Below are 18,392 nucleotides of genomic sequence, written 5' to 3'. Positions count from 1 at the left end.
CATGGACAGGCAACGCTGGCTGGCGCTGAGCCCCCTGCTGGACGAGCTGCTGGATCTGTCCTATGCCGAGCGTGAAGAGCGCCTGGCCCAGCTGCAGCTGGAAGACCCCGAGGCGGCCGAGCAGCTGGGGCGGATGCTGGCGCGGGCGCGCGAGCTGCAGAGCCAGGGCTTCCTGAGCGAGCCCGTGGTCGCCCAATGGCAGGAGGCGCTGGCCTCGGTACCCGACGACACCTCGCCACCGCCCGATCTGGCCGGTCAGGCCATCGGCCCCTATCTGCTGGAGCGTCAGCTCGGCCAGGGCGGCATGGGCACGGTCTGGCTGGCGCGCCGCGCCGATGGCCGCTTCGAAGGTCAGGTGGCCGTCAAGTTCCTGATGGCCGGCCTGTTCGGGCGCGGCGATGCGGGCCGGTTCGCGCGCGAGGGCGAGATCCTGGCGCGGCTGTCCCACCCGCATATCGCCCGGTTGCTGGACGCCGGTGTGCACGAGGGCCAGCAGCCCTATCTGGTGCTGGAGTATGTGGACGGCCAACCCATCGACGTCTACTGCCGCCAGCATCAGCTCGACGTCGAAGCCCGCGTGCGCCTGTTCCTGGACGTGCTGGCTGCCGTGGCGCACGCTCATGCGAGGCTGATCCTGCACCGCGACCTCAAGCCCAGCAACATCCTCGTCACGCGCGACGGCGATGTGAAGCTGCTGGACTTCGGCATCGCCAAGCTGCTGGCCGACGCGACCCAGGCCAGCGAAGGCGCCGCCGCCACCGAACTGACCCAGCGCGCCGGCAGCGCCTTCACGCCGCAGTTCGCGGCGCCCGAGCAGGTGCAGCAGGCCGACGTGACGACGGCCACCGACGTCTATGCCCTGGGCGTGCTGCTGTATCTGCTGCTGGGCGGCCATCACCCCACCGCAGACGACACCCAGACCCAGCTGGACCGGCTCAAGGCCGTCGTCGAGCAGGTGCCCAAGCGCTTGTCGGATGTGGCGGCCAGCCAGGACGACACGGTCATCGCGAGCCAGGCCCGGCGCCTGCGTGGCGACCTCGACACCATCGTCGCCAAGGCCTTGAAGAAGACGCCGGCTGAACGCTATGCCAACGCGCAGGCCCTGGCCGAGGACCTGCAGCGCTGGCTGGACCACGAGCCCATCCGGGCGCGCCCGGACAGCCGCCTTTATGTGCTGGGCCGTTTCGTGCGCCGCCACCGCGGGGCCGTGGCGGCCGGTGGTCTGGCCGTGGGTGCCTTGCTCGCCCTGACGACGACCAGTCTGTTGCAAGCCCACCGGGCCGAACAGGCCGAGCAGCAGGCCCAGGCCCGCCGCCAGCAGGCCGAGGATGTGCTCAGTTTCATGCTGGGGGAGTTCGCCGACAAGCTGCGCCCCATCGGCCGCCTGGAGCTGCTGGACAGCGTGGGTGGCAAGGCGCTGAAGGTGCTGGACGGCGGCGGCACGCTGAGCCCGGCCGACCGGCTGCAGCGCGCCAAGGCCTTGACCGTGATTGGCGAAGTGAGGGTGTCCAAACGCGAGCTCGAGGCCGCGCTGGAGCCGCTGGAGTCGGCCACCGAGCTGCTGCAGGGCGATCCGCCGAACGCTGACATGACGGCGGCCTGGCGCAAGGCGCAGGGCGCCGCCGCGTTCTGGCAGGGTGAGGTGTTCTTCCGCCAGCGCCAACTGGACAAGGCCGAGCAGCATTGGACCCGCTACCGTGATGTGAGCGCGAAGTGGTTGCAGGTGGACGCGAAGGACGCGGACGCGCAGCTCGAACTGTCCTATGCCGAGAACAGCCTGGGCAGCCTGCGCCTGGGGCGGGGCCAGTTCGCCGAGGCGGAGCAGGCTTTCCGGCACTCGCTGGCGCTGAAGGAGTCGGTGCTGGAGGGGCGGCCCGACGATGCGAGTCTGCAGAGTGACTGGAGCGACACCGTCAGCTGGATCGGCCGTCTGCTGCAGCAGACGGGCCGCTACGAAGGCTCCGCGCAGACCTTCGAGCGTGCGCTGTCTCGCGTCCGGTCCTTGCGCCTGCAGCATCCGGCAGACCTGGAATGGCTGAAGCGGGAAGCGAGCCTGCTGTCCCAGCTGAGCCGTTCCCAGCTCGGGGCGGGCCGGAACGCCATGCCGACACTGACGCGGGCCAAGGCCGCGGCGGACCAACTGAGCCGCGGCGATCCGGCCAATATCAGCTGGGCCGTGCTCGCCCTGGATATCGAGGCGGATCTGCTGGCGCAGCGGCGCGATCTGACGCCTGCCGCACGCGTCCGCCAGGCCGGCTTGCTGCTTCAGACCCTGGATGGCCTGCGCCCCGGCAAGCCGCCTCTGGAGAACTGGTTGCCGCTCTGGGTGGCCCTGGTTGAAATGATGGTGGGGCCTGGATGTGCTCCGGCGGACTGCAGCGCCTGGAGGCAGGCCCTGTCGCGGGCTGAGCAGCGGCTGGACGCGGTGATTGCCAGCCGCCCCGAAGCCACACCCCTGCAAACCTTGAATGCCGCCGTGCGGTTGCAGTTGCTCAAGGCGCGACCTGAAGCGGCCGATGCATCGGACCGGCAGGCCGCCTGTGGCCGCGCCCAGGGGCTGCTGCAGCTTCGCGCCGGCTGGTCGCAATCCCATGCAGAACTGACGCAGCGATGGCTGCAGGTGCAGAGCTGCCTGGACCCGCGAGCCGGCGAGCGGTCCGACTGGCAGGCCGCTCAGGCCTGGCTGCAGCATCAACGTGATTCCTGACCTCGCGCTGGCCGTCCAGCGCCTTTCCATTCCCAGCCCAAGGAGTTTCCGTGCCGACCTTTGTTCCCCCCTATACCGTCACCGTCACCAGCACTGCCGGCGGTCTTTCGCAATGCACCTATGTCGACGGCAACGGCCTGCAGGTGCCGCCCGACGCCCTCCTCACCACGTCGACGCCCACCGGGCAGGCCGGCGAACTGGCCATCAACTTCACCGAAGCGGTCGTGGATGGTGAGAGCCTGCGTCTGGTCGGCGCCGCGGCGAAGACCGTGGGCAACGACCCGACCATGAACCCCTACAACTATCTGCCGGCCACCCGCGCGCAGGCGGGCGACGTCTGGGTGGATGGCGTCGTCATCCCCTGGGGCCCCAACAACTACACCACGCGCGGCGTGGTCCTGCTGTTTGTCCAGGTGAACGATGCAGGCGACATGGTGAACTTCTACCCCAGCGCCGACCCGCAGACCCAGAACGACGAGCGCTGAGTGGGAAAGCGCCTCCCGCCTCATGCGGGAGGTCAGGCTCAGCGGCCGCCGATGCGGGCCTGGCGCTGCCTGATGAAGCTCGCGGCCAGGTCCGAGTCGGGCTGCAGGCGCTCCCCGATATAGAGCTCCTGGCGGCGCTCGGTGATCTGGGCGCGCAGCCGCGCGGCCATGATGTCCAGCGGCTTCATGCCGCCGGCCTCGGCGCGCTCGATGGCGACGCGCAGCTGGTGCATCTGCAGGTTGTGCAGCAGGGCCGTCTGCGCCTGCACGATGCGGATGCGGCCCTGCACCATGTGCTCGCACAGGCCCAGCCAGGCGCGCACGGCGTCTGCGGGGCCGCCAATGACCTTCTCCGGCGCCTCGCCAGCGGCCAGCAGCAGGCTTTCCAGCCTGGCGCGGTCGCTGTTCGCATAGGCCTCGTTGACGATCATCATGCGCTGCTCGCAGACCTCGCGCTCCGGGCCGGAGGGCGCCAGGTCGGGGTGAAAGCGCATGGCCGCGCGCCGATACAGCGTCTTCAGGCTGGGCGGCGGCAGGTCCATGGTCGGGCCGGTGGGCTCGGGGGGCAGCGGCGTCGCTTCGGGCAGGGCGGGGATGTCGGGCCAGGCCTTGGCGCCAGGCGTGTTCGTGACCGGCGCGTCGACACCCTGACGCTTCAATGCCTCTGACAGCAGGGCGGTGGCCTGGTGGAGCTGGGCCTCGAGTTCATCGAGCTCGCGCATCAGCGGCCCGAGGGCCTCGAGGTAGCGCTGGCGAAAGCCCAGCAGCTTGGCGCGGGCGCCGTCGTGGTCGGCCTCCAACACGACGAGATAGCGCTGCAGGTCCTGCAATTGCTCGCGTCGCCGCGTCAGTTCGTGCCGGGTGATCGCCATGCTCGCCATGAGTTGCGATTCTGCCGTGCCCGGACGTAGGAACGGCCCGCGAACGGGCCGTTAATTGCCGGGTTTACGCGAGCTTTACTGCGATGCCGCCGAGGCAGGCATCTCCGCCATGCTGGCGGCCGGCGCCGCCACGACGGCCGTGGCCGCCGCGGGCTCGGGCGCCTTGCTGCCCGCAGGCAGCGGCAGCAGCGGCACGATCAGCAAGGCCACGATGTTGATGATCTTGATCAGCGGGTTGACGGCCGGGCCGGCGGTGTCCTTGTAGGGGTCGCCCACGGTGTCGCCGGTGACGGCGGCCTTGTGCGCCTCGCCGCCCTTGCGGTGCACGACGCCCTTGTCATCGGTGAAGCCTTCTTCGATCAGCTTCTTGGCGTTGTCCCAGGCGCCGCCGCCGGTGCACATCGAGATGCCCACGAAGAGGCCGGTGACGATGGTGCCCATCAGCAGGCCGCCCAGGGCCGCGGGGCCCAGCGTCAGGCCGACGATGATGGGCGCAGCCACGGGCAGCAGCGACGGCACGACCATTTCCTTGATCGCAGCGGTGGTCAGCATGTCGACCGCGGCGCTGTAGTCGGGCTTGCGCTGGCCGGCCATGATGGCCCCGTCGGCGAACTGCTTGCGCACCTCGACGACGACGGCACCGGCCGCACGCCCCACGGCTTCCATGGCCATGGCGCCGAACAGATAGGGGATCAGGCCGCCGATGAACAGGCCGAGGATGACCTTGTAGTCGGACAGGTCGAAGGCGACATGCATGCCGCGCGCTTCCAGCGCGTGCGTGTAGTCGGCGAACAGCACCAGGGCTGCGAGGCCGGCGGAGCCGATGGCATAGCCCTTGGTGACGGCCTTGGTGGTGTTGCCGACGGCATCCAGCGGGTCGGTCACGTCACGCACGGCGGCAGGCAGCTCGGCCATCTCGGCAATGCCACCGGCGTTATCGGTGATGGGGCCGTAGGCGTCCAGGGCCACGATGATGCCGGCCATGCTCAGCATGGACGTCGCCGCGACGGCAATGCCGTACAGGCCCGCCAGCTTGAAAGCCGCGAAGATGGCCGCGCAGACGAAGAGCACCGGCCAGGCGGTGGACTTCATCGACACGCCCAGGCCGGCGATGACGTTGGTGCCATGGCCGGTGGTGGAGGCCTGGGCCACGTGCTGCACCGGGTGGTACTGCGTGCCGGTGTAGTACTCGGTGATCCAGACCATGGCGGCCGTCAGCACAAGGCCCACGGTGCAGGCGCCGAACAGGGCCATCGCATTGGTCGTGCCGCCGGTGCTCAGTTCGATGTCACCGGGGAACATGGCCTTGGTGACGAAGAAGAAGGCGATCAGGCTCAGCACGCCGGCCACGATGAGGCCCTTGTAGAGAGCCGGCATCACGTTCTTCATGCCCTCGCTGGCCTTGACGAAGTAGCAGCCGATGATGGAGGCGATGATGGACACGCCACCCAGGGCCAGCGGGTAGACGACGCCGGCTTGGGCCGAGCCGCCCACCACCATCAGGGCGCTGAGGGCCATCGCGGCGATCAGCGTGACGGCATAAGTCTCGAACAGGTCGGCGGCCATGCCGGCGCAGTCGCCGACGTTGTCACCGACGTTGTCGGCGATGACGGCCGGGTTGCGCGGGTCATCCTCGGGGATGCCGGCTTCGACCTTGCCCACCAGGTCGGCGCCGACGTCGGCGCCCTTGGTGAAGATGCCGCCGCCCAGACGGGCAAAGATGGAGATCAGGGACGAGCCGAAGGCCAGGCCCAGCATGGGCTTGAGGGCTGCGCTGTCATGCCCGCCGCCGATGGCCATGTAGAAGCCACCCACGCCCAGCAGGCCCAGGCCCACCACCAGCATGCCGGTGATGGCACCGCCCTTGAAGGCCACGTCCAGCGCCGGGCCTATGCCCTTGGTGGCGGCCTGGGCGGTGCGTACATTGGCGCGCACCGAGATGTTCATGCCGATGAAGCCGCAGATGCCCGACAGCACTGCGCCGATGACGAAGCCGATGGCCGTCGTCGTGCCCAGGCCCGACGCCGCGATGGCGATGGCGAGCACGACACCCACCATGCCGATGGTGCGGTATTGCCGGCCCAGGTAGGCCGCGGCGCCTTGTTGGATCGCGGTGGCGATCTCCTGCATGCGCGGATTGCCCGCGTCTTGGCTCAGGATCCAGCTTCTTTGTATGAAGCCATAAAGAACGGCCGCGAGGCCGCAAGCCAGCGCGAAATACAGCGCCATTTCCGTCGACATGTACAAGTCTCCTGTTTAGCGTGTCATCTGTGGCCCGGCGGCAGGGTATGCCTGGGCTCGGCGGCCGAGCTTAAGGGCCGGGTTTGGCCCCGGGCTTGCGCGTTTACCAGCGTTGTTGGGGAAACCTAGAATGCGGGTTTTCCTTAGCCATTAAAACGACCATGAGCCTGCACAACGTGACCCCCGGCGCCAAGGTGCCCGACGAGTTCAACGTCATCATCGAAATCCCGATGAATGCCGACCCGATCAAGTACGAGGTGGACAAGGAGAGCGGTGCGCTGTTCGTCGACCGCTTCCTGACGACGCCTATGTACTACCCCTGCAACTACGGGTACATCCCCAGGACGCTGGCGGACGACGGCGACCCGGTCGATGTGCTGGTCATCACCCCCTTCGCGCTGACGCCCGGCGTTGTCGTGACCTGCCGCCCCCTGGGCGTGCTGATGATGGACGACGAGGCCGGTGGCGACGCCAAGCTGCTGGCCGTGCCCACCAGCAAGATCCTGCCCATGTACGACCACTGGCAGAAGATCGAGGACGTGAACCCGGCCCGCCTGGCCGCCATCCAGCACTTCTTCGAGCACTACAAGGACCTGGAGAAGGGCAAGTGGGTCAAGGTCAAGGGCTGGGAAGGCCCGGAGAAGGCCAAGTCCGAGATCACCGAGGGCATGGCCAACTACGCCAAGGCCTGATCCTTCCCGCCCCCGCTCAAGACGCCGCATCCGCGGCGTCTTTTGCTTTAAAGGGCGCGTGGTCATTCAACTCGTCGATATAGCCCGACATGGCCTCGCCCTCACGGGTGAGGAAGTCGTTGACGGCATCGGCAAACGACGGATGGGCCAGCCAGTGGCTGGAGGCGGTGGGCGTCGGCATCAGCCCGCGGGCCATCTTGTGCTCGCCCTGGGCGCCGCCCTCGAAGCGCTCATAGCCGTTGGCGATGCACCAGGCCAGCGGTTGGTAGTAGCAGGCGTCGAAATGCAGGTTGGGGATGTGCTCCACGGCGCCCCAGTAGCGGCCGAAGGCGGCGCGGCGCTCGGGATCCAGCGCAAGCAGTGACACCGCCACGCGCTCACCGTCGCGGCGGGCGGTGAACAACAGCCAGTTGTCCGGCATGTCGCTTGCCATGCGGGCGAAGAAGTCGCGGCTCAGATAGGGCTTGCTGTGGTGCTCGCGGTAGGTCTGCTGGTAGCAGCGGTAGAAGAAGTCCCAGTCCTCGGTCACCAGGTCCGCGCCGGTGGCGGCCTCGAAGACGACGCCGGCTTCGCGCACGCGACGCTGTTCCTGCTGGATCTTCTTGCGCTTGTCACGCTGCAGCCGGGCCAGGAAGCCGGCGAAGTCGGCGTCGCCCTCGGCCGTCCAGTGAAACTGCACGCCGGCCCGTGCCGAGCAGCCGGCGGCAGCCAGCGCCGCCTGGTCGGCCTCGTCGCCGAACAGTACATGCAGGGACGATGCCTCGGTCTCCTTGGCCAGCGCCCGCAGCGCCTGGGCGAGCAGGGCGCGTGCGTCCGCGTCCACCGCCAGCAGCCGGCTGCCCGGCACCGGCGTGAAGGGTACGGCCACCAGCAGCTTGGGGTAGTAGCTCAGGCCATGGCGGTGGTAGGCGTCGGCCCAGGCCCAGTCGAAGACATATTCGCCATAGCTGTGCGTCTTCAGATAGGCCGGGCAGGCAGCGAGCAACTGCCCGTTCTCCCAGACACTCAGGAAGCTGGGCCGCCAGCCGGTCTTGGCCACAGCCGAACCCGAGTCGTGCAGGGCCTGCAGGTATTCGTGGCGCATGAAAGGCGTGGGCCGCGCCGACGCGGCGAGCAGGCGATTCCAGGCGTCGGGCGCCAGGTCGGCAGGCGAATCGTGGACGCGGAGGGTGGGCATGGCGGTCTATTGGAATGCAGGCGGGGAACGCCGCACTAGACTGGGGTTTTGCTGATGCCCTATGCGTTTCGACAATCTCTACAACCATGACTTCGCCCGCGTCGCCGTGGGCGTGCCCCAATGCCGCGTGGCCGATCCCATGTTCAACGCCGCGCAGACGATTGCCCTGCTGAAGGACGCAGCCGCCGAGGGCGTGGCCGTCATGGCCTTCCCCGAACTGGGCTTGTCGGCCTACAGCTGCGACGACCTCTTCCAGCAGCGCGCCTTGCTCGACGGCTGCGAGGCGGCGCTGGCCGAGGTGCTGGCGGCCACAGCCGAGTTGTCCCTGGTGGCCATCGTCGGCATGCCGCTGCGCGTCGAGCAGCGCCTGTTCAACTGCGCCGTCGTGCTGCTGCGCGGCCGCATCCTCGGCGTGGTGCCCAAGACCTTCCTGCCCAACTATGGCGAGTTCTACGAGGCGCGCCAGTTCTGCTCGGGCGAGGAGGCCACGGTCGACACCGTGGCGCTGCTGGGCCAGCAGGTGCCTTTCGGCAGCCGCCAGATTTTCAGCGCCGAGGACCTGCCGCTGCTGCGCCTGCATGTGGAGATCTGCGAAGACGTGTGGACGCCGATCCCGCCGTCCTCCTTTGCGGCCCTGGCTGGCGCCACCGTGCTCGTCAATCTGTCGGCGTCCAACGTCGTCATCGGCAAGGCCGCCTACAGGCGCCAGCTGGTGTCGCAGCAGTCGGCGCGCTGCCTGGCGGCCTATGTCTATTCGTCGGCCGGCGCCGGGGAGTCGACGACCGACCTGGCCTGGGATGGCCAGGCCCTCGTCTGCGAGAACGGCGAGCTGCTCGTCGAGTCCGAACGTTTCCTGCGCGGCTCGCATCGGGTGACGGCGGATGTGGACCTGGAGCGCCTGGCTCGCGAGCGCATGCGGCAGACGAGCTTCGGCGATTCCGTCCGCCTGCATGCGGCGCAGGTGAATGCCTTCCGGCAAGTCCCCTTCAAGCTGGATCTCGATCGTGACCAGCCGCTGGCCTTGCGGCGCCGCGTCGAACGCTTCCCCTATGTGCCGGCCGACCACAGCCGTCGTGACGAGCGCTGCCAGGAGGTCTACAACATCCAGGTCCAGGGCCTGACCCAGCGCCTGGCCTCGAGCGGCATCAAGAAGCTCGTGGTCGGCATCTCGGGCGGACTGGATTCCACGCATGCGCTGCTGGTGGCGGCGCGCGCCATGGACGCGCTGGGCCTGCCACGCACCAACATCATCGGCGTCACCATGCCGGGCTTTGCCACCGGCGAGCGCACGCGCGAGCAGGCGCTGCGCCTGATGGCGGCCGTGGGCTGCGAGGCGCGCGAGATCGATATCCGGCCGAGCTGCGCGCAGATGCTCCAGGACATCGGCCACCCGCATCGCGACGATCAGCCCGTCTACGACGTCACCTTCGAGAACGTTCAGGCCGGCGAGCGCACCAGCCATCTTTTCCGACTGGCCAACCTCAGCGGCGGCCTGGTGCTTGGCACGGGTGACCTCTCCGAGCTCGCCCTGGGTTGGTGCACCTATGGCGTGGGTGACCATATGTCGCACTACAACGTCAATGCCAGCGTGCCCAAGACGCTGATCCAGCACCTGGTGCGCTGGGTGGCCGAGACCGGGCAACTGGGCGCCGGCACCGACACCCAGGTGCTGCTGGACATCCTCGGCACCGAGATCAGCCCCGAACTGGTGCCCGGCGGCCTGCAGAGCACCGAGGCGACGGTGGGGCCCTATGCATTGCAGGACTTCAATCTGTTCTACACGCTGCGCCATGGCTACACGCCAACCAAGATCGCCTTCCTGGCTCGCCACGCCTGGAGCGAGGTCTACCAGCTCGCCGAGATCAAGCGCGTGCTGCGCATCTTCGTGCAGCGTTTTTTCAAGGGCAGCCAGTTCAAGCGCAGCTGCGTGCCCAATGCGCCCAAGGTGGGCAGCGGCGGCTCGCTGTCGCCGCGCGGCGACTGGCGGGCCCCCAGCGATTCCGAAGCCGTTGTCTGGCTCGCCGACGTGGACCGCATCCCGGACGAACGTGCTTAAATCGACGACAGACGAAATCAGGAGCCTCGCCCCATGAAGCAGATCACCGCCATCATCAAACCCTTCAAGCTCGACGAGGTCCGCGAGGCGCTGGCCGAGGTGGGCGCCTCGGGCCTGACGGTCACCGAGGTCAAGGGCTTCGGTCGCCAGAAGGGCCACACCGAGCTCTACCGTGGTGCCGAGTACGTCGTCGACTTCCTGCCCAAGGTCAAAGTCGAGGTCGTCGTGAAGGACGATGAGGTCGACCGCTGCATCGACGCCATCCTGAAGGCGGCCAAGACCGGCAAGATCGGCGACGGCAAGATCTTCGTCGTGCCCGTCGAGCAGGTCATCCGCATCCGCACCGGCGAGACCGACGAAGCCGCCGTCTGAAACTCAGCGCCGCACCGGCGCGGTCGTGCAGGCCGAGGCCGGCACGCCATAGGGTTTGACCAGCTCGGCCGTCTGGCCTGTTCGGCACAGTTCCTTGAGCGCCTCGTCAAAGGCTGCGGAATCCGCGGCGGACACGCGCCGGCGCGTCAGTCCGAAGACGTAGTAGATGTCCTTGGCGCCTCCGGAGGACTGCAGGCCGGTCATCGCATTGCTGGCCAACAGCCACAGGGCCACCTGTTCGTTGGCGAACACCAGGCCCCGCTCGCCGTAGCGACCCGCGGCCAGCATCTTCAGCGCGACGAGGTTGTCGCGCTCCAGCCTCACCTTGGCCTGCGCACCGGCGGCCAGATCCTGCAGTGTCATCGATGTGCCCGAGGGACCGAAGACACCGATCTCGTGGCCGGCCAGGGATTCGGGGCCCCGGTAGGCGAAGTCCACACCGCGGCGCGAGAAGAAGACATAGCGGCCGTCGACCACTGGCACGCTCATCCACATCCGCTCATGGCGGGCGGGGACGTCCAGCAGCGGGAAGAGGCCGTCGATTTCGGCCCGCTCCATCAGGTCGACGGCGCGGCGCCAGGGGTAGATGCGTGCGTTGCAATTCCAGCCCAGGCTTCTGCAGGCGGCGTTCAGCACGTCGACCATGGGGCCAGAAGCGCGCTCCTGCAGCTCGACGACATACGGCGGAAAGAGCTGGGTCCCGAATTCCACGTGACGCAGGGGCTCGGCCCCGGCGCTGAGCGCACAGGCGGCGAAACAGCAGTGCAGCAGGAACTCTTTTCGCACGGCCGGCCTCGACAGGTGGTCTGTCAGCATAGCCCCTGGTCCTGCGCGGCGCCATGCGCCGCGCCTCAGCGTTGCGTCAGCGCCAGCTTCAGCCCCAGCGCCACGAAGGTGGCTGAAAAGCTGCGCCTCAACCAGGCCATCACCGTCGGGCTGCCGAGCACATGCTGCCGCATGCGTGCCGCAAAGACGCCGTAGACCGCGAACACCGCAAAGGTCATGGCCATGAAGATGCTTGAGAGCTGCAGCATGACCAGCGTCGGCGCGGCCTCGTTCCTGGCGATGAACTGCGGCAGGAAAGCCAGGAAGAACATCGACAGCTTGGGATTGAGCAGGTTCACGAGCACGGCGTGCTGGATGACCTGCCAGCTCGAGCGCTCCACGCCATCGGCCTCGATCTTCATGACGCCGCGCTCACGCCAGGTCATCCAGGCGATGTAGAGCAGGTAGGCGACGCCGGCAAACTTCACGGTCTCGAAGGCGAGGGCGCTGGCATGCAGCAGGGCGGCCAGGCCCGTCACGGCCGCCAGCATATGGGGCACGATGCCGAGGGTGCAGCCGAAGGCGGCGATGACCGCGGTGCGCGTGCCACGCGTCAGGCCGGTGGCGATGGTCACGGCCGCGCCGGTGCCGGGCGAGGCGACGACGAGCAGAGAGACAGTCAGGAATTCGAAGTTCATGCAGGTGCTCCTGGGTGGATGCACCATGCTGCGGCAGTCGCCTGGGCGCGGTCTTGAACGAAATTTCAGGTGGCGGAGAACGAACCGGGTGTGAGCCCGAAGTTGCGCACGAAGCAGCGAGTCATATGGCTCTGGTCGGCAAAACCACTGGCGGCGGCGGCATCGACGAGTGCCATGCCGCCCCGTACCAGCCCGCGGGCATGTTGAACGCGGCGCTGCAGCAGATAGGCGTGGGGCGGCAGCCCGGTGAGGCGGGTGAAGGCGCGCAGGAACTGGTAGCGGCTCAGTCCTGCGTCGGCGGCCATTGCGGCGAGCGTGGGCGTGGCGCTGGGGTCGTCATCGATGCGTTCGCGGGCCGCGGCAACGCCAGCGGCGAGGGCGGGGCGCTCGCTTGGCACGGGCTGCAGCAGCCGGGCGATCAGGGCCAGCAGCGCGGTCTCGGAGCGCAGCGCGCCGTCGGCCGTCGCCGCTTCGAAGAGGGCCCGAAAGCGCGCAACCAGCACGGCGTCGCGGATGACCGGTGATGTGAACTCGAAGGCGGTGGTTGGCGCGATGTCCTGGGCCGCATCGAGGACGCGATCCGGATCGACGTAGAGCATGCGCCAGCGCCGGCCGCTTGAGTCGAAGGGCTTGCCGTCGTGTACCTCGCCAGGGTTGACGGTGATCATGTCGCCCGGGCCCGCCTCGACCATGCCACGGCCGCTGGCCGACTTCTGGGCGCCGCGCTCGATCAGGCCGATGCCGAACTGGTCGTGCGTGTGTCGGCCGAAGGCATGGGCCGAGTCGGCCGCGACGACTTCCACGCCGGGCATAGCGGAGCACAGCAACTGGAAGCCTCGGGCCGAAGTCATGGCCCGAGTGTCACATCGTCAACGCAGGTGCTGCCAGATGGCGCTGCCCCAGATGCCGGCGGCCAGCACCAGCGCCATCAGCACAGCGGCGCTGGCGATGTCCTTGGCGCGCTTGGACAGCTCGTGCCGCTCGAAGGACACGCGGTCGACGACCGCCTCGATCGCCGAATTCAGCAACTCGACGATGAGGACCACCAGCAGCGAGCCCAGCAGCAGCGCCGCCTGCTCCCAGGTCTTGGCCAGCCAGAACGCCAGTGGCGCGGCAATGATGCAGAGCCAGGTCTCCTGGCGAAAGGCGCTCTCGCCCGTGTAAGCGGCCTTGAGGCCGGCCCAGGAATAGCCGGCGGCATGGATGACGCGATCAAGGCCGGTGCGACCTTTGTGGGGGTTGCTCATGAACGCTGCGGGAGCTGGGTGATGACGCGAGAGCCGGCGATCGTATCGTGCAGAAATTGCCGCTGTGGGTGCAGGCGCGCGATCAGCAGATAGGCCGCGATGCCGGCGACCAGACTCCCGACGATGGCTCCGCCGCCATGCAGTCCCAGGGCCCAGACGCTGACGAGGGCAGGCAGGAACCACAGCCAGCTCAGCAGATAACGCAGCAACGCGCGGCCCCAGGCCAGAGGCTGGCCGCCCGCGGTGACGACGCGCAGATGCCAAGTCTTCATTGCCAGGGTCTGCCCCGAGTGGGTCCAGAAACCGACAAAGTAAAGGCCGAGTACAAAGAAAAGGAAGAGACCCAACCCCGCCCGGCCCTCGAGGGCATGCTGCTGGCGGGTGAGCACCGAATACAGAAAGCCGGCGAAGAAGATCACGCCGAACAGCAGCACGCCTTCATAGAGAAAGGCCGCGAAACGTCGCGCCAGGCCCGCGGGCGCGGCGTTCGTGTCGACCAACGCCGTCATGTGCGCGGAGCGGACGCGGGCGGCGCCTTCAGCGATTTCGGCAGCAGTGTCTTGGGATCGACCAGCGATGGGTCGGCCACGACCTTGGCCTCGCCTGCCGCGTGGTGGGCGGGGCGGGCGAGGCCGCGCGTGATCAGCACCGTCGTGGCGCCCGGCTTGGCCTGCACCAGGCTGCCCGCCACCGGGACCGGCGTGACCATCTTGGGCGCGGCCGGCACGATATTGGACTTGGGGCCAGCCGCGACTGGAGGTTTGGGCGTCGGAGCACTCGCCTTGGCCTGGCGGCGTGCGACGGCCTTGTCGGCCAGTTCCTGGCGCTTCTCGGGGGGCAAGGCTTGATAGGCCTCCCACTTGGCCTGGCGCTCCTCGGCGTCCACCTGCTTGGCGACCTGGAAACTGACCCGGGCATCCACGCGTTCGGCCGGCGTCAGATAGGCCCAATCCCGCATGCGCTCATGCAGGCGGGCGAGTTCGGGTTCCGGCAGCGTGGCCAGTCGCGGCGTCGCGTTCAGCCATTTGCTGCGCTGGTTGGGGCCGAGTTTGTCCCAGTCCTTGGCCAGCGGGGCGAGCAACTCGCGCTGGGTCGGCGTCAGCGACTGCCAGTTCGGCACGGCGGCCAGCGCGGAGACCGGCGGCATGACGGTGGTCGCGGGACGCGGCTTGGCCGGCGCTGCCACCGGCGCTGGCGCGCTTGCTGCTGCCTCAGGCGCCGAGGCCGCTTCCTGGGCCTGTGCAAAAGCAGAAAACCCCGCTGCGACAAGCAGCAGGGCCATCAGGGGACGGAGAGGGGCGGACACTGTCCGCGCGGCTCGACTCATGGGCATCCGGTCATTCTTGACCATCTCTCAGGAATTCAGCGAAACCTGGGTCGCGGAAGGCGGAGGGCGGCAGGTTGTCGCTGAGCAAGGCGGTGTCGACTTCGGCCGCGGCGACGATCTGTTCGTGGATCTGGCCCTGCTGCATCAGCAGCAGGCCGGCCAACAGTGCCAGCAGGGGCAGGGCGGATACCAGCTTGGCCCACAGGCCGTTGCCGCCGTCTGCGCCGCGCGGGCCGCCGCTCAAGGCCAGCGTCGAACCCATCTGCACCACGCCGGGGCTGGCGGTGCTCACCGAGGTGCGCGCCGCGCGGGCCTGGGCGGCGCGGGCCAAGGCTTGCTCACGCGCGAAGCGCAGGCGCTCGGACACATCGTGGGGCAGTGAGGCATTGCGCTCGGTCAGGCCGGCGGCAATGCGCAGGCCGAAACGTGTGACGCGAGCGTCCAGGTCGGCAGGGAGGGTGGAAAAATTTTGCGGCGACTTCATAGCGTGATCCCCTTGGCCTTGAGCGACTTCGCCAGCGAGTGGACGGCACGGGAACAGTGAGTTTTGACACTGCCCTCCGAGCAACCCATCACAGAGGCGGTCTCTGCAACATCCAGTTCCTCCCAGTAACGCAGGAGGAAGGCTTCGCGTTGACGCGCTGGGAGTTGCTGAACTTCCGCATCAATGGACTGCAAGATCTGCGCCCGGCTGACCTCGTCGGCTGCACTGAGGGCGCCCATGGCGCCGTCCCGGGTTTCCAGGATCTCGAGCAGGTCGAAGTCGCCGTCGCCATCGCTGCCCTCGAAGTCAGACATATTCGTCATGACCGCGTTGCGCGTCTTCTGACGACGGAAGTAGTCCATCGTCGCGTTGGACAGGATGCGCTGGAACAGCAGGGGCAATTCGGCCGCAGGGCGGTCGAAATAGTTCTCGGCCAGCTTGATCATGGCGTCCTGCACGATGTCCAGGGCGGAATCGTCGTCTCGAACCAGATAGGCCGTGCGCTTGAAGGCGCGGCGGTCTACGGCACGCAGGAAATCGTTGAGTTCTTTGTCGGTGGCCAAGGCTGGAGCGGGGTCCAAACAGCAACGCGGATTATGGCATTCGTCTGATACGAAGGCTCACACGTTTTTGCTCGGCATAATGTTGCTTCGCACAAAGAGTTATTGCTCTCACCGTGGCCGCCCGACTCGGGCCCCACCGGTTGATCGCGCAGGTTCCGAATCCGCCTCACGAGGGCGAGAAGAGGGGCACCAATGGTTTTTCGTTAGAGAAATTCACAGAGGTTCGAAAAATGGACATGTCTGCCGCGGATATCAAGCGCGCCGCCCTGGCGCAGCCGAATTCCCAATCCCCCAATTCCACCACCGCGGAGCTCAACGGCTCCGAGATCCTCGTTCGCTGCCTGCAGGCCGAAGGGGTGCGCCATCTCTGGGGTTACCCCGGCGGCGCGGTGCTCTACATCTACGACGCCCTCTACAAGCAGGACAGCATCCAGCACGTGCTGGTTCGCCATGAGCAGGCCGCCGTCCATGCCGCCGACGGCTTTGCCCGCGCGACCGGCGAGGTCGGTGTGGCGCTGGTCACCTCGGGCCCGGGCGTGACGAATGCCGTGACCGGCATCGCGACGGCCTACATGGACTCGATCCCGATGGTCATCATCACGGGTCAGGTCCCCACCCCCGCCATCGGCCTGGACGCCTTCCAGGAGTGCGACACCGTCGGCATCACCCGCCCCATCGTCAAGCACAACTTCCTGGTCAAGGACGTGCGCGACCTGGCGCTGACGCTGAAGAAGGCCTTCCACATCGCCCGCACCGGCCGTCCCGGCCCGGTCGTCGTGGACATCCCCAAGGATGTGTCGCTGGCCAAGACGACGTTCAGCTACCCGGACCGCATCGAGATGCGCTCCTACAACCCGGTGAAGAAGGGCCATAGCGGCCAGATCCGCAAGGCCGTGCAGTTGCTGCTGCAGGCCAAGCGTCCTTACATCTACACCGGTGGCGGCGTCATCCTGGGCGAGGCGACGGCCGAGCTGCGCCAGCTCGTGGACATGCTGGGCTTCCCCTGCACGAACACGCTGATGGGCCTGGGCGCCATGCCCGGCACCGACCCGCGTTTCCTGGGCATGCTGGGCATGCACGGCACCTACGAAGCCAACATGACCATGCAGCACTGCGACGTGCTGCTGGCCGTGGGTGCGCGCTTTGACGACCGCGTCATCGGCAACCCCAAGCACTTCGGCTCGGTCGAGCGCAAGATCATCCACGTCGACATCGACCCCTCGTCGATCTCCAAGCGCGTCCGTGTCGACATCCCCATCGTGGGTGATGTGAAGGACGTGCTGCAGGAGCTGATCGCTCAGCTGAAGGAAGCCCAGGCCAAGCCGGATGCGACTGCCGTCAATGCCTGGTGGAGCCAGATCAACGAATGGCGCGGTCGTGACTGCCTGGCCTTCAAGGGCTCGGATGAGGTCATCAAGCCGCAGATGGTGGTCGACACGCTGTGGCGCCTGACCCGCGACCGCGATACCTACATCACGTCGGACGTCGGCCAGCATCAGATGTGGGCCGCGCAGTACTACAAGTTCGACCAGCCGCGCCGCTGGATCAACTCCGGCGGCCTGGGCACCATGGGCGTGGGCCTGCCGTATGCGATGGGCATCAAGCTGGCCAAACCGGACTCGGACGTGTTCTGCGTCACCGGTGAAGGCAGCATCCAGATGTGCATCCAGGAGCTGTCGACCTGCTTCCAGTACAAGACGCCGGTCAAGATCGTCTCGCTGAACAACCGCTACCTCGGCATGGTGCGCCAGTGGCAGCAGCTCGACTACGAGGGCCGCTACTCGCACAGCTATATGGACGCGCTGCCCGACTTCGTGAAGCTGGCCGAGGCCTATGGCCACGTCGGCATCCTGGTCGAGAAGCCCAGCGACGTCGAGCCGGCGCTGAAGGAAGCGATGCGCCTGAAGGACCGCACGGTGTTCCTCGACATCCGAACCGATCCGACCGAGAACGTCTGGCCCATGGTCAAGGCGGGCAAGGGCATTTCCGAGATGCTGCTGGGTTCGGAAGACCTGTGAGCGCCTGAAATCCGCGGCTCTGGCTGGCGTTACCGCGCCAGTCGGGGTTGCCGGTGAAAAGCGCAAGCAGTCCGACACCCGCAGCGATTCACTTCACTCGAACCCGCAGCCAAGGTCCGCTGGTTACCGCCAGCGGCACTGAAGAGCGCGAAGGACGACATCCCTCATGAAACACATCATTGCTTTGCTCATCGAGAACGAGCCGGGCGCGCTGTCGCGCGTTGTGGCCCTGTTCTCGGCCCGTGGCTACAACATCGAGAGCCTGACTGTCGCGCCGACGGAAGACCCGTCGCTGTCGCGCATGACCATCGTGACCACCGGGTCCGATGAAGTCATCGAGCAGATCACCAAGCACCTGAACCGCCTCATCGAGGTCGTCAAGGTCGTCGACCTGACCGAGGGCAACTACACCGAGCGCGAGCTGATGCTCATCAAGGTGCGCGCCGTCGGCAAGGAGCGCGAGGAGATCAAGCGCACCGCCGATATCTTCCGCGGCCGCGTCATCGACGTCACCGAGAAGACCTACACCATCGAGCTGACCGGCGACGCGAGCAAGCTCGACGCCTTCATCGACGCGATCGACCGCGCGTCCATCCTCGAAACCGTACGGACGGGTGCCAGCGGCATCGGCCGCGGCGAGCGCATCCTGCGCGTCTGATCCGTCTTCACCCCCACACAT

At 67.5% G+C, this 18,392-nt stretch carries 18 protein-coding genes; 7 read left to right on the top strand and 11 right to left on the bottom strand.

Translation table 11 applies throughout. The features are described 5' to 3' along the window. Position 1 precedes the first annotated feature (1 nt). Both J2X20_RS05500 and J2X20_RS05495 read left to right on the top strand, forming a co-directional pair. Positions 2 to 2,707 carry a protein kinase domain-containing protein gene (locus J2X20_RS05500; RefSeq protein ID WP_310261959.1) on the top strand — a complete coding sequence of 902 codons (2,706 nt, stop codon included), beginning with the start codon at positions 2 to 4 and terminating at the stop codon, positions 2,705 to 2,707. Between the two features lie 50 nt (positions 2,708 to 2,757). Continuing rightward, a complete protein-coding gene (locus J2X20_RS05495; RefSeq protein ID WP_310261957.1) occupies positions 2,758 to 3,192 on the top strand; it encodes a hypothetical protein in 435 nt (144 codons plus the stop codon). A 38-nt stretch (positions 3,193 to 3,230) separates the two neighbouring features. On the opposite strand, the gene J2X20_RS05490 is transcribed toward J2X20_RS05495, so the two are convergent. Beyond that, positions 3,231 to 4,073: a J domain-containing protein gene (locus J2X20_RS05490; RefSeq protein ID WP_310261954.1), complete on the bottom strand. Its 843-nt coding sequence runs from the start codon at positions 4,071 to 4,073 to the stop codon at positions 3,231 to 3,233. Between the two features lie 75 nt (positions 4,074 to 4,148). Then, on the bottom strand, positions 4,149 to 6,314 hold the full coding sequence (locus J2X20_RS05485) for a sodium-translocating pyrophosphatase (protein WP_310261951.1): 2,166 nt from the start codon (positions 6,312 to 6,314) through the stop codon (positions 4,149 to 4,151). Positions 6,315 to 6,475: 161 nt separating this feature from the next. Here J2X20_RS05485 and ppa point away from each other — a divergent pair, with 161 nt between their 5' ends. Further along, positions 6,476 to 7,006: an inorganic diphosphatase gene (gene ppa, locus J2X20_RS05480; RefSeq protein WP_310261949.1), complete on the top strand. Its 531-nt coding sequence runs from the start codon at positions 6,476 to 6,478 to the stop codon at positions 7,004 to 7,006. Between the two features lie 16 nt (positions 7,007 to 7,022). Here the strand turns inward: ppa and J2X20_RS05475 are convergent, their stop codons facing one another. Beyond that, positions 7,023 to 8,183 (bottom strand): GNAT family N-acetyltransferase, encoded by a 1,161-nt coding sequence (locus tag J2X20_RS05475; RefSeq protein WP_310261946.1) that lies wholly within the window; start codon positions 8,181 to 8,183, stop codon positions 7,023 to 7,025. Positions 8,184 to 8,244: 61 nt separating this feature from the next. Between J2X20_RS05475 and J2X20_RS05470 the strand changes: the two genes are divergently transcribed. Continuing rightward, positions 8,245 to 10,239 (top strand): NAD(+) synthase, encoded by a 1,995-nt coding sequence (locus tag J2X20_RS05470; RefSeq protein WP_310261943.1) that lies wholly within the window; start codon positions 8,245 to 8,247, stop codon positions 10,237 to 10,239. Between the two features lie 33 nt (positions 10,240 to 10,272). Continuing rightward, a complete protein-coding gene (locus J2X20_RS05465) occupies positions 10,273 to 10,611 on the top strand; it encodes a P-II family nitrogen regulator (RefSeq protein ID WP_268151514.1) in 339 nt (112 codons plus the stop codon). 3 nt (positions 10,612 to 10,614) lie between these two features. On the opposite strand, the gene J2X20_RS05460 is transcribed toward J2X20_RS05465, so the two are convergent. The 8 genes from J2X20_RS05460 to J2X20_RS05425 all read right to left on the bottom strand — a co-directional run bounded on the left by J2X20_RS05460 (position 10,615) and on the right by J2X20_RS05425 (position 15,695). After that, a complete protein-coding gene (locus J2X20_RS05460) occupies positions 10,615 to 11,397 on the bottom strand; it encodes a substrate-binding periplasmic protein (RefSeq protein ID WP_310261940.1) in 783 nt (260 codons plus the stop codon). Between the two features lie 65 nt (positions 11,398 to 11,462). Then, a complete protein-coding gene (locus tag J2X20_RS05455; protein WP_310261936.1) occupies positions 11,463 to 12,074 on the bottom strand; it encodes a LysE family translocator in 612 nt (203 codons plus the stop codon). Positions 12,075 to 12,139: 65 nt separating this feature from the next. Then, entirely contained in the window at positions 12,140 to 12,925 is a 786-nt protein-coding gene (locus J2X20_RS05450; protein WP_310261933.1) for an AraC family transcriptional regulator, read from the bottom strand. A gap of 18 nt (positions 12,926 to 12,943) precedes the next feature. Continuing rightward, entirely contained in the window at positions 12,944 to 13,321 is a 378-nt protein-coding gene (locus J2X20_RS05445; protein WP_310261931.1) for a diacylglycerol kinase, read from the bottom strand. Beyond that, a complete protein-coding gene (locus J2X20_RS05440; protein ID WP_310261929.1) occupies positions 13,318 to 13,830 on the bottom strand; it encodes an RDD family protein in 513 nt (170 codons plus the stop codon). Before J2X20_RS05440 ends, J2X20_RS05445 begins: the two co-directional genes overlap by 4 nt. Then, positions 13,827 to 14,603, bottom strand: a complete 777-nt coding sequence (locus J2X20_RS05435; RefSeq protein WP_310261927.1) for a DUF3106 domain-containing protein — start codon at positions 14,601 to 14,603, stop codon at positions 13,827 to 13,829. The genes J2X20_RS05440 and J2X20_RS05435 overlap by 4 nt, the downstream gene beginning before the upstream one ends. 55 nt (positions 14,604 to 14,658) lie before the next feature. Then, positions 14,659 to 15,132: a DUF3619 family protein gene (locus J2X20_RS05430; RefSeq protein WP_310261924.1), complete on the bottom strand. Its 474-nt coding sequence runs from the start codon at positions 15,130 to 15,132 to the stop codon at positions 14,659 to 14,661. Next, positions 15,129 to 15,695, bottom strand: coding sequence for an RNA polymerase sigma factor (locus J2X20_RS05425; RefSeq protein ID WP_310261920.1), 567 nt, complete (start codon positions 15,693 to 15,695; stop codon positions 15,129 to 15,131). The genes J2X20_RS05430 and J2X20_RS05425 overlap by 4 nt, the downstream gene beginning before the upstream one ends. Positions 15,696 to 15,925: 230 nt before the next feature. Here J2X20_RS05425 and J2X20_RS05420 point away from each other — a divergent pair, with 230 nt between their 5' ends. Next, the gene (locus tag J2X20_RS05420) at positions 15,926 to 17,713 is read left to right on the top strand and encodes an acetolactate synthase 3 catalytic subunit (protein WP_310261917.1); all 1,788 of its coding nucleotides are present in this window, start codon (positions 15,926 to 15,928) and stop codon (positions 17,711 to 17,713) included. A 166-nt stretch (positions 17,714 to 17,879) separates the two neighbouring features. After that, complete coding sequence (gene ilvN / locus J2X20_RS05415; protein WP_310261914.1) at positions 17,880 to 18,371, top strand: acetolactate synthase small subunit; 492 nt, start codon at positions 17,880 to 17,882, stop codon at positions 18,369 to 18,371. Positions 18,372 to 18,392 lie beyond the last annotated feature (21 nt).

Source organism: Roseateles saccharophilus, assembly GCF_031458095.1.
Taxonomy (GTDB): domain Bacteria; phylum Pseudomonadota; class Gammaproteobacteria; order Burkholderiales; family Burkholderiaceae_C; genus Pelomonas; species Pelomonas saccharophila_A.
Note: the sequence above shows the minus strand (reverse complement) of the source record. Positions and strands in the feature narration are given on the sequence as shown.

What these genes read in the sequence shown, in the direction of transcription:
- J2X20_RS05445 (WP_310261931.1), bottom strand. Translation starts at nt 13,321, where the DNA reads ATGAGCAACCCCCACAAAGGTCGCACCGGCCTTGATCGCGTCATCCAT.
- J2X20_RS05490 (WP_310261954.1), bottom strand. Translation starts at nt 4,073, where the DNA reads ATGGCGAGCATGGCGATCACCCGGCACGAACTGACGCGGCGACGCGAG.
- J2X20_RS05475 (WP_310261946.1), bottom strand. Translation starts at nt 8,183, where the DNA reads ATGCCCACCCTCCGCGTCCACGATTCGCCTGCCGACCTGGCGCCCGAC.
- J2X20_RS05420 (WP_310261917.1), top strand. Translation starts at nt 15,926, where the DNA reads ATGGACATGTCTGCCGCGGATATCAAGCGCGCCGCCCTGGCGCAGCCG.
- J2X20_RS05450 (WP_310261933.1), bottom strand. Translation starts at nt 12,925, where the DNA reads ATGACTTCGGCCCGAGGCTTCCAGTTGCTGTGCTCCGCTATGCCCGGC.
- J2X20_RS05430 (WP_310261924.1), bottom strand. Translation starts at nt 15,132, where the DNA reads ATGAAGTCGCCGCAAAATTTTTCCACCCTCCCTGCCGACCTGGACGCT.
- J2X20_RS05485 (WP_310261951.1), bottom strand. Translation starts at nt 6,314, where the DNA reads ATGTCGACGGAAATGGCGCTGTATTTCGCGCTGGCTTGCGGCCTCGCG.
- J2X20_RS05440 (WP_310261929.1), bottom strand. Translation starts at nt 13,830, where the DNA reads ATGACGGCGTTGGTCGACACGAACGCCGCGCCCGCGGGCCTGGCGCGA.
- J2X20_RS05435 (WP_310261927.1), bottom strand. Translation starts at nt 14,603, where the DNA reads ATGGCCCTGCTGCTTGTCGCAGCGGGGTTTTCTGCTTTTGCACAGGCC.
- ilvN (WP_310261914.1), top strand. Translation starts at nt 17,880, where the DNA reads ATGAAACACATCATTGCTTTGCTCATCGAGAACGAGCCGGGCGCGCTG.
- J2X20_RS05500 (WP_310261959.1), top strand. Translation starts at nt 2, where the DNA reads ATGGACAGGCAACGCTGGCTGGCGCTGAGCCCCCTGCTGGACGAGCTG.
- J2X20_RS05465 (WP_268151514.1), top strand. Translation starts at nt 10,273, where the DNA reads ATGAAGCAGATCACCGCCATCATCAAACCCTTCAAGCTCGACGAGGTC.
- J2X20_RS05470 (WP_310261943.1), top strand. Translation starts at nt 8,245, where the DNA reads ATGCGTTTCGACAATCTCTACAACCATGACTTCGCCCGCGTCGCCGTG.
- J2X20_RS05455 (WP_310261936.1), bottom strand. Translation starts at nt 12,074, where the DNA reads ATGAACTTCGAATTCCTGACTGTCTCTCTGCTCGTCGTCGCCTCGCCC.
- ppa (WP_310261949.1), top strand. Translation starts at nt 6,476, where the DNA reads ATGAGCCTGCACAACGTGACCCCCGGCGCCAAGGTGCCCGACGAGTTC.